We start from the raw sequence: 9,845 nt of genomic DNA on the forward strand, positions 1-9,845 counted from the left end.
GAGCCTAGTTACCCAACATCCACAAACAGCGGCGCGCGCTTTTCCATATTGGCGCGCACGGCTTCGGTCTGGTTGGGGCTGCCGAGCAGCTTCTGCTGCTCGACGGATTCGGCCAGCAGCGCCGGGGCCGGATCGACGGAGAGTTTGTTCAGCATACGCTTGGCGGCACGGATCGCGTCGGGGCTTTTGCCGGCGATTTCGCGTGCGACCTCGAAAGCTGCCGCGCGCGGATCATCGCAGATCCGCGTCGCGAGGCCATAACTCATGGCTTCCTGCGCGGAGAAGATGCGGCCGGTATAGGTGAGTTCGCGTAAAATATCGTCGCGAACGAGACTGGCGAGGATCGGCGTGCCGGCCATGTCGGGCACCAGGCCCCATTTGATTTCCATGATCGACATCCGCGCGTCCGGCGTGAGGAACCGCATGTCGGCGCCGAGCGCGAGCTGGAAGCCGCCGCCGAACGCCACGCCCTGGATCGCGGCTATCACCGGCACCGGAAGCTGGCGCCAGCCCCAGACCGCAGCTTGCGGAAAGTTCGCGATGCCATGCGTGCGTGCAGTGAGGTCACGCTTCTCGCTGCCGGCGATCCCGTTACCGCCACTTTCCTTCATGGCCTGAAAGCGTCCCATATCGAGACCGGCGCAAAACGCTCGCCCCTCCCCGGACAATACTACCACCCGGAGCCCATTTTCGTTGGCCAGCCGCTCGGTCGCGGCCACCAATGCCTCAAACATCGCGGCGTCGAGCGCGTTCATCTTGTCGGCACGCACCAACCGGACATCTGCAATGCCGTCCGAAATCGAGATCGAGACGCGCTGCTCCATGAAAAATCTCCTCAGTTGCTGCTTTACAGAACGGTGTTGTCCGGTTTTAGTCAATCGACCAATTAACAGACAATCCCCTTGGGTGGAAACGATGTTCAACGATCAGCTTCTCGCCGGGCGACGCATTCTCGTGACCGGAGGCGGCACCGGCCTCGGCAAATCCATGGCCGCGCGCTTTCTCCAACTGGGAGCCGAGGTCCACATCTGCGGCCGCCGCAAGATCGTCTGCGATGAGACCGCAACTGAATTGATGGATCTGCATGGCGGGCGCGTGGTCAGCCACGGCGTCGACATCCGCAATGCCATGGCCGTTGATGAAATGATCGAACAGATCTGGACTTCGGGTCCCCTCACCGATCTCATCAACAATGCCGCCGGCAATTTTATCTCGCGCTCGGAAGAGCTCTCGCCGCGCGGCTTTGACGCCGTCGCCAACATTGTCATGCACGGCACCTTCTACGTGACGCACGCTGTCGGGCGGCGCTGGATCGCTGCCAAGCAGCGCGGCAACGTGGTGTCGATCACGGTGACCTGGGTGCGCAATGGCTCGCCTTACGTGGTGCCGTCGGCGATGAGCAAGTCGGCGATCCACGCCATGACGATGTCGCTTGCGGTCGAATGGGGCAAATACGGCATCCGCCTCAACACCATTGCGCCCGGCGAAATCCCGACCGAAGGCATGAGCAAGCGCATCAAGCCGGGCGACGAGGCCGGCGCGCGCACGCGGGCGCAGAACCCGATGGGCCGCGTCGGCACCATGGAGGAATTGCAGAACCTCGCGGTATTCCTGATCTCCGGCGGTTGCGACTGGATCAACGGCGAGACCATCGCCATGGACGGCGCGCAGGCGCTCGCGATGGGCGGCAATTTCTATCAGTTGCGCGACTGGAGCGACGACGACTGGAACAAGGCGCGCGACTCGATCAAGGCGCAGAACGAGAAGGACCGCGCCGCGAGGGGGTGATCTCTGCTGTCGTCCCTGCGAAAGCAGGGACCCATAACCACCAGCGTCAATTGGTACGAAGGCAACTAGCCCCATCGTCTCACCCAGAGGCCGCGGCGTATGGGTCCCTGCGCCGAGTGCGCGATTGCGCACGGAGGCAGGGACGACGGTGACATATTGTCTTTGTCGCGCGATGTGGCCAAACTCCGCGCAACGATAACAACACAATACGGGAGAGACATGTCCGCGCCGGAGCAACTGACGAACCTTGCCGACATGGTGCGCGAGCGCGCCAGAACGCGCGGCAACGCGATCGCCTACGAGTTCGAGGGACGCCAGACCACTTTCGCCGAGTTCGACGTCAATACCAACCGCGTTGCGAGCGCGCTGATCGCGCTCGGCGTCAAACCGGGCGCACGGATCGCCTATCTCGGCAAGAACAGCGACATCTATTTCGAACTGCTGATGGGCGCGATGAAGGCCAAGGTGGTGATGGCGCCGGTGAACTGGCGGCTCGCCGGCCCCGAGATCGCCTTCATCGTCGGAGACTGCAAGGCGCCGGTACTGTTCGTGGGGCCTGAGTTCATCACACAGGTTCGCAATATCAAGGCGCAACTGCCTGAGGTCCGCCACGTGATCACCGCCGAGGGCGGTGCGCCGGAATGGCAGGATTTTACGGCCTGGCGCGATGCGGCTGGCGGCGACGATCCGAAGGAGCCGATCAGCCCGAAGGATATCGCGATCCAGCTCTATACCTCGGGCACCACGGGCAAGCCCAAGGGCGCGATGCTGTCGCACGCCAACTTCCTCAACCTGGTGAACGCCGGCAGCGAGGCCGATAAGCCCGAATGGAACAAATGGTCGAGCGACGACGTCTCGCTGGTGGCGATGCCGGTCTTCCACATCGGCGGCTCCGGCTGGGGCGTGATCGGGCTTTATCACGGCGCCAAGGGTGTGATCGCGCGCGAGTTCGATCCGACCAAGGTGCTGGACTTCTTCGAGCAGTCCGGCATTACCAAACTGTTCATGGTGCCTGCGGCGATGCAGTTCGTGGTGCGGCAGCCGCGCGCGCGTCAGGTGGATATCTCGCGGCTGAAATACATGCTCTACGGCGCCTCGCCGATTCCTGCTGCGTTGCTCAAAGAATGCATCGAGGTGTTCAAGTGCGGCTTCGTGCAGTTGTATGGGATGACCGAAACGACCGGCACCATCGTCGCCCTTCCGCCTGAGGATCATGTCGAGGGGCTGGAGCGCATGCGTTCCGCCGGCAAGGCACTGCCCGGCATCGAGCTTGCGATCCTCGATCCCGACGGCAACCGGTTGCCGCCGCGCCAGGTCGGCGAGATCGCTACCCGCTCCGGCTCCAACATGGTCGGCTACTGGAACCTGCCGGAGGCGACCGCGAGGACACTCGGCAGCAACGGCTGGCTGCGCACCGGCGATGCCGGCTACATGGACGAAGACGGCTACCTCTATATCCACGACCGCATCAAGGACATGATCATCTCCGGCGGCGAGAACATCTACCCGGCCGAAGTCGAGAGTGCGATCTGCGATCATCCTGATGTCGCCGAAGCCGCCGTGATCGGAATCCCCGACGACAAATGGGGCGAAGCGGTGAAGGCGATCGTGGTGATGAAGCCGGGCAAGCAGGCGAATGCCACCGACATCATCAATTTTACGCGCGAGCGCATTGCCGGATTCAAGACGCCGAAATCCGTCGACTTCATCGAAGCGCTGCCGCGCAATCCGTCGGGGAAAATCTTGCGGCGGAATCTGCGTGAGCCGTATTGGGCGGGTAAGGACCGGCAGGTGAACTAGCCGGCCGTCATTGCGAGGACCGTAAGCGACGAAGCAATCCATCTATCCGCTATGCCGTGCTATGGATTGCTTCGCTTCGCTCGCAATGACGGTGGTAACAATAGTGCTCACTTCTTCGCCTTCTCCCGCATTATCCGCCGGCGTTCCTTGGCCTCTTCCGACCAGACCTCGTCGATGTCGTAGAACTCGGCGACCGCGCGTGCGCCCGTGGCAGCGTCACCCAGGGCTGCTTGGTGGAGGTGAAGATGTGAACGTCCGGCGGGCACTGTGACGGATCATCCATGGTACCAACGCGGACAAAACGCACCGCGGGCCCGGAGCCCGGATAGTTGCTCCAGACGGCAACCTTGCAAATCGGGCAACGGGCGATGCGCTGGCCCTTACCGCTCGCCGACGGCGTCACGATGATCTCGGGTTCGGCCGCGAGATGCTCGACCCTTTCGGCCTCGTACATCGCATTGAGCGCATGCACCGTACCGGTCTCGCGCTGGCACCAGGTGCAATGGCAGGCATGCACGATCATAGGTCTGCCGTTCAGGCGGTAGCGGACATGCCGGCATGTGCATCCACCTTCCATGATCTTCTCCTTGGCTTTGCTCCTCAGTGCTTCCCCGCCCCCATATAGCCGAACAGGAATCCCGCGACCTTCCGCTTCTGGATTTCCTCGCTGCCTTCGGTGATGCGGTAGCGGCGGTGGTGGCGGTAGATGTGTTCGAACGGCTTGTGGCGCGAATAGCCCATGCCGCCATGCACCTGCATGGCGCGGTCGGCGGCCTCGCAGCACAGGCGGTTTGCCCAGTAGTTGCACATCGACACGCGATCGGAGAGCGTGTGCTCGACCTGGGCCTGGGTGAGCTGGTCCATCTCCCAGGCGGTCTTGCGGATCAATAACCTGAGCATCTCGGCCTGCGTCGCCAGCTCCACCAGCGGCCATTGGATCGCCTGGTTTTCGGCCAACGCCTTACCGAACGGTTTTCGCTCGCGCGCGTATTTCACGCTCTCGTTGATGCAGTAGACAGCCGCGCCCAGCGAGCTCGCCGCCTGCCGGATCCGGTTCTCGTGCACAAAACATTGCGCCAGCGACAGTCCGCGGCCGATCTCGCCGAACAGTGCATCCTCAGGGACAAACACATTCGTGAAGCTGACGCGCGGATGGTCCGTCGGCATGTTGAAGGTCCACATATATTCCTCGACCTTCACGCCCTCGCTCTTGGCCGGCACAAGGAAGCAGGTGATGCCGCGCGCGTCGCCGTCATTGCCTGATGTCCGGGCGAACAGCGCACAATGGGTCGCGACATGCATGCCGGTCGTCCACATCTTCTGGCCGTTGATGATCCAGCCCTTGACGTTGTCACGCGTCGCCTGCACGGCCCTGGTTTCCATATGCGTCGCGTCGGAACCGTGATCAGGCTCGGTGAGACCGAAGGTGATACGGTATTTTCCGGTGATCGAGCCTTCGATCATCGCCTTCTGTTCATCAGTGCCGTAACGGTCGAGCATGGTCACGAGCGGCAGATTGCCGACGATCGAATGCTCGTTCTGCAGATCATTGTGCAGACCGAGCCCTTTCGAGGCGAAATGCTCGCGGACGACGGCCATCCAGAGGTTCGAACCGTCCTTGCCGCCATAGCGCTTCGGGATCGCGAAGCGCAAATGGCCGGCGGCGTCGGCAAGGTTCTTGGCCTTGCGCAGCAGCGCTTCCCATTCATGCCGGGGCAGGCCGCCGTTTTCGAAATCGGTACGCGCCCATTCGCGGCGATGATCGAAGAAGCGGATGTTGTCGTCGGCTTCCTCCAGCGGCTTGATCTCGCGCGCGATGAAGCGATCGAGTTCGTCGAGATAGGCCGTAAGGTCGGCAGGCAGGTTGAAATCCAAGGCGGTCTCCCGGAAATGTCGTTTATCGCTTTTGCGTTTAGGCGCTACGCGGCGTTCCTGCTCGGATCGATTTAGGTTGGAAGACCACGCCCAAGTCAAGCAACGGAATGGACGTTGGCACGCGCGGGGGCCTTGCGTAATTGGATGGTTTCCGACGGCCGGGCAGCGCTATGATCGCGGTCAATATTCTTCGCCGCAGAAAATCCAAACAGGAGCAAACATGGACCTGAAATTCTCCAAGGTGACACGCAAGGGGCCGATCACGATCATCACGCTGTCGCGGCCGGAAGTGTACAATGCGTTGCATATCGACGCGCATTTCGAACTCAACAAGGTGTTCGACGATTTTTCCGCGGACCCTGCGCAATGGGTGGCGATCGTCACCGGCGCCGGCGACAAGGCGTTCTGCGCCGGCAACGACCTGAAATGGCAGGCGGCCGGCGGAAAGCGCGGCTGGGACAAGGGCGGTTTCGCCGGCCTCACCTCGCGCTTTGACTGCGACAAGCCGATCATTGCCGCCGTCAACGGCGTCGCGATGGGCGGCGGCTTCGAGATCGCGCTGGCCTGCGACCTCATCATCGCCTCGGAGAATGCGACCTTCGCACTGCCCGAGCCGCGCGTCGGCCTCGCCGCGCTTGCCGGCGGTGTGCACCGGCTGCCGCGACAGATCGGGCTGAAGCGCGCCATGGGCATGATCCTCACCGCGCGCCACGTCTCGGCGAAAGAAGGCCTCGAACTCGGCTTCGTCAACGAGGTGGTTCCGGCCGGTGAAGCGCTCGCCGCGGCGGAGCGCTGGGCGGAGACGATCTGCAAGAACTCGCCGATGTCGATCCGGGCCTCTAAGCAAGCGATCCAGCGCGGCCTCGAAGTGTCGCTGGAACAGGCGATCGCCGAGCAGCGCGAGTACCCGGCCGTGAAGGCGATGGCGGCCTCGCAGGATTACATCGAGGGACCGAAGGCGTTTGCCGAGAAGCGTCCGCCGAAATGGCTGGGGCGGTGAGGATCGCGACGCTCTATCCTCGTCATTGCGAGCGACGCGAAGACAATCCATTTATCCGCTTGCGGTGAGATGGATTGCTTCGTCGCTCCGCTCCCTTGCGCAAACGCTTCGCGTTTGTCGCAGGCAATGACGGCGGAGAGTTGGTCGGCGCCCTACTTATTCCCCAGCTCCCTCTTGTACGACGCGTAGTTCGGCTGGTCGACGGCGAGCTTGTCCATCGTCGTCTGCCAGAGATGTTCCGATAGCCCCGGCGTCTGCAGATCGACCTCGCCGTTCGCGATCTTCTCGCATAGAGCGCGATTCAACTCGATCAACGCGCCATCCATGCCGAGCAACTGCTTCAGCCGCGCGGCCTCCGCTGCATCGCTGCCCTGCTCCAACGCCTGTTGCCGCGTCACCAGGTCGAGCGCGTTGATGCCGACGCGGAGCTTGAAGGCGTTGTGGCCCTTGATCTCGGGCGCGATCTCGTTGCGGAGGAAATCCGCGACCGCCTTGATCAGTTCGATGGGGGTCGGTTCGTCTTGCATCCTACCCTCTCTTTTGAGGCATGATCCTATCCGAAAACCGGTTTCCACTTTTCGGGATCATGCCTTTCCCCGCGGAGCAAGTAGCCGCAACAGATCGATCTCCGTCTCCGAGGAACGCCGACCGATCATGGCGCGTTCCATCGAATGGTCGGGGCCTTGCCGAAAACGCTGCATCATGCCGCAGCACATGATGCCCCAGCGCAGCGTGCCCATCACTTCCCAGAACATCACACGATCAGGATCGACCGTGCGGCCGGCTTCCTCGTATCCGGCGAACAATTCCTCGCGCGTCCCAAAGCCGCCAACCGGCTTGTCGATCTCGCCGAAGCGCCAGGAGTTGACGCAGATCCAGCCGAGGTCTTCCATCGGATCGCCGACATGCGCGAGCTCCCAGTCCAGCACCGCACGGACGCCGTCGGCGCCGATGATGAGGTTGCCGTGGCGAAAATCGCCATGCACCAGCGTCACCTGCTGCGACGGTCCGGGATCGCGCTCGCGCAGCCAGCGCAGCGCCAATTCGAACACCGGCCGCGGCCAGTCGAAGCTGCGGTATTCCCGCTCGAGGTCGGCGATCTCCTTGGTCGCGCTCATCTCGCGCAACTTCGGCAGTTTCGCTGGGGCTAAGCCGTGAATTCCGGCGATCACGCGGCCCAACTGCCGCGCCAGGATCGGCCGCGCCTTGGCGAATTGCTCATCGCGCAGGATCTTCCGCGCGATGGTCTCGCCCTCGATCCGCTGCATGATGAAGCCGCTACCGAGTTCGTCCGCCGGCTTCAGCACATGCATCACGCGCGGTGAAGGCAGGCCGGCGTCATGAGCCAATTGCATCAGTGTCGCCTCGGCATCGAGGCCGGCGGCCCGCCCCGGCGACGCGCCATAGCCCGGCGGCGCGCGGCGCAGGATGGCGCCAACATTGCCGCTCGGATGCACGATATCGAACGTCCAGGTCTCCTGACTGGCGCCGCCGGAGAGCTTGGCGGCGCCGGTCACGCCGGTCGCTCCCGGATACCAGGACGCGACGCAGCGCCCAAGTTGCTCCTCGATCATTTGCCCCTGAACTTGGCAGGGCGCTTTTCGAGGAAGGCAGCAACGCCTTCCTTGAAATCATCAGCCGCGCCGGCGATGCGTTGCGATTCGAATTCGAGGTTGAGCTGCTCCTCGAAGGAATTTTCCGGGCTGTCCCAGTAGAGCTTTCGGATCAGCGACAGCGCGATCGTCGGGCCATTGGCGAGCTCATGCGCGAGCTTCATCGCCTCCTCCATCAAGTCAGCATCGTCATAGACGCGGTTGACGAGGCCCCATTCCAGCGCCTTCTCTGCCGGCAACCGTTCGCCCATCAACGACAATTCCACCGAGCGCGCCTTGCCGATCATGCGCGGCAACAGCCAGGTCGAGCCGCAGTCCGGCACCAGGCCGATGCGGCGAAACGCCTGCAGGAAATAGGACGAGCGGGCGCAGAGGATCATGTCGCCCATCAGCGCAAAGCTCATGCCGGCGCCCGCGGCGGGACCGTTGACGGCCGTGACGATCGGGCAATGCAGCCGGCGCAGCCGCCGCAGGAAGGGGTGAAAGCCGATTTCCAGCGATTGACCGGCATTGCTCCTGCCGGGCTTCTGGTTGTTGCGGCCCTGCAGATTGGCGCCGGTGCAGAAGGCGCGTCCGGCGCCGGTCAGCACGAGGCAGCGCGCCTCTTCTCGCTTCTCCTCGATCGCATCGAGCGCCTCGCCAAGCCCGCCCAGCATGTCCATCGAGACCGCGTTCATGACCTCTTGATGGTCGAGCTTGAGAACGGCGACCGCGCCATCGAAATCGAGCGTGACGTGCTTGAACTGCATTGTTTCCTCTTAACTTGTGTTTACGCGCTATTTCGCTGCGCGGAAGACCGGACGATGTCTCGCCCATATTTGATTTTCTGGGCGGCGTTGTCCATGCTTGCGCCAGAACATCTGCCCGCCGCAGGGCGCAACTCTGTTGCCAAACAAATGGAAACATCCAATGAGCATCTTTGACCTCACCGGCCGCACGGCGGTCATCACCGGTGGCAATGGCGGCATCGGCCTCGGCATTGCGCAGGCGCTGAACGCCCAAGGCTGCAACGTCTCGGTCTGGGGCCGCAATGACGACAAGAACAAGAGCGCGGCGGCAACCATGTCGGCCGGGCCCGGCAAGGTGCATACGCAGATCTGCGACGTCTCCGACCCCGCCTCCGTCAAGGCCGCGATGAAGGCGACGCTCGATACGTTCGGCCGCGTCGACGGCTGCTTTGCCAATGCCGGCATCGGCGGCGGCGGACGGCGCGCCTTTATCGACCGGACCGAGGAGGAATGGCGAAAAATGTTTGCGACCAATCTCGACGGCGTCTTCCACGTGTTTCAGGCCGCCGCCCGCCACATGACCGAACGTGCGGAAGCCGGCGACAAATTCGGCCGGCTGGTTGCAACCTCGAGCCTGGCGTCCTTGTTCGGCACCGCGCGCAACGAACACTACGCCGGCACCAAGGCGGCGCTGAACGCGCTGTGCCGCGCGCTCGCGGTCGAGCTGGCGCGCTACGGCGTCACCGCGAACGCGATCCTGCCCGGCTGGATCAAGAGCGACATGACGTCGGGGTTGATGGCCAACGACAAATTCGTCGCCAACGTAATGCCGCGCATTCCAATGCGCCGCTTCGGCGAGCCGAGCGATTTCGGCGGCATCGCCGTGTACATCATGAGCCAGGCATCGTCGTATCATACGGCGGATTGCTTTGTGATCGATGGCGGGTATACGGCGTTTTGAGGTTGGTTGACGTAGCCGATCTCCCTCGTCGTCCCTGCGAACGCACTAGGGCATGCACACATTTCTGAGGGTCCATCCGA

At 62.9% G+C, this 9,845-nt stretch carries 10 protein-coding genes; 4 read left to right on the top strand and 6 right to left on the bottom strand.

From position 1 onward, the window contains the following. Window positions 1-8: 8 nt before the first annotated feature. The gene (locus tag KJQ96_RS33880; RefSeq protein ID WP_213290611.1) at window positions 9-824 is read right to left on the bottom strand and encodes a crotonase/enoyl-CoA hydratase family protein; all 816 of its coding nucleotides are present in this window, start codon (window positions 822-824) and stop codon (window positions 9-11) included. Window positions 825-915: 91 nt separating this feature from the next. Between KJQ96_RS33880 and KJQ96_RS33885 the strand changes: the two genes are divergently transcribed. Beyond that, the gene (locus tag KJQ96_RS33885) at window positions 916-1,788 is read left to right on the top strand and encodes an SDR family oxidoreductase (protein WP_213290599.1); all 873 of its coding nucleotides are present in this window, start codon (window positions 916-918) and stop codon (window positions 1,786-1,788) included. 219 nt (window positions 1,789-2,007) lie between these two features. Then, complete coding sequence (locus tag KJQ96_RS33890; protein ID WP_213290600.1) at window positions 2,008-3,588, top strand: fatty acid--CoA ligase; 1,581 nt, start codon at window positions 2,008-2,010, stop codon at window positions 3,586-3,588. A gap of 130 nt (window positions 3,589-3,718) precedes the next feature. Here KJQ96_RS33890 and KJQ96_RS33895 read toward each other — a convergent pair whose 3' ends face one another. Both KJQ96_RS33895 and KJQ96_RS33900 read right to left on the bottom strand, forming a co-directional pair. Then, window positions 3,719-4,165, bottom strand: a complete 447-nt coding sequence (locus KJQ96_RS33895) for a GFA family protein (RefSeq protein WP_213290601.1) — start codon at window positions 4,163-4,165, stop codon at window positions 3,719-3,721. Window positions 4,166-4,188: 23 nt separating this feature from the next. Continuing rightward, window positions 4,189-5,463: an acyl-CoA dehydrogenase family protein gene (locus KJQ96_RS33900; RefSeq protein ID WP_213290602.1), complete on the bottom strand. Its 1,275-nt coding sequence runs from the start codon at window positions 5,461-5,463 to the stop codon at window positions 4,189-4,191. Window positions 5,464-5,683: 220 nt separating this feature from the next. Between KJQ96_RS33900 and KJQ96_RS33905 the strand changes: the two genes are divergently transcribed. Beyond that, entirely contained in the window at window positions 5,684-6,463 is a 780-nt protein-coding gene (locus KJQ96_RS33905) for an enoyl-CoA hydratase-related protein (RefSeq protein WP_028350950.1), read from the top strand. A gap of 152 nt (window positions 6,464-6,615) precedes the next feature. On the opposite strand, the gene KJQ96_RS33910 is transcribed toward KJQ96_RS33905, so the two are convergent. The 3 genes from KJQ96_RS33910 to KJQ96_RS33920 are packed head-to-tail and all read right to left on the bottom strand — an operon-like array spanning window position 6,616 to window position 8,825. After that, the gene (locus KJQ96_RS33910) at window positions 6,616-6,990 is read right to left on the bottom strand and encodes a DUF6285 domain-containing protein (RefSeq protein ID WP_213290603.1); all 375 of its coding nucleotides are present in this window, start codon (window positions 6,988-6,990) and stop codon (window positions 6,616-6,618) included. A 57-nt stretch (window positions 6,991-7,047) separates the two neighbouring features. Further along, on the bottom strand, window positions 7,048-8,037 hold the full coding sequence (locus KJQ96_RS33915; protein ID WP_213290604.1) for a phosphotransferase family protein: 990 nt from the start codon (window positions 8,035-8,037) through the stop codon (window positions 7,048-7,050). Next, on the bottom strand, window positions 8,034-8,825 hold the full coding sequence (locus KJQ96_RS33920) for an enoyl-CoA hydratase/isomerase (protein ID WP_213290605.1): 792 nt from the start codon (window positions 8,823-8,825) through the stop codon (window positions 8,034-8,036). The genes KJQ96_RS33915 and KJQ96_RS33920 overlap by 4 nt, the downstream gene beginning before the upstream one ends. A gap of 160 nt (window positions 8,826-8,985) precedes the next feature. On the opposite strand from KJQ96_RS33920, the gene KJQ96_RS33925 reads away from it, so the two are divergent. Continuing rightward, window positions 8,986-9,765, top strand: coding sequence for an SDR family NAD(P)-dependent oxidoreductase (locus KJQ96_RS33925; RefSeq protein ID WP_213290606.1), 780 nt, complete (start codon window positions 8,986-8,988; stop codon window positions 9,763-9,765). The last annotated feature ends 80 nt before the right edge of the window (window positions 9,766-9,845 follow it).

Source organism: Bradyrhizobium sp. sGM-13 (assembly GCF_018398875.1).
In the GTDB taxonomy this organism is placed as follows: domain Bacteria; phylum Pseudomonadota; class Alphaproteobacteria; order Rhizobiales; family Xanthobacteraceae; genus Bradyrhizobium.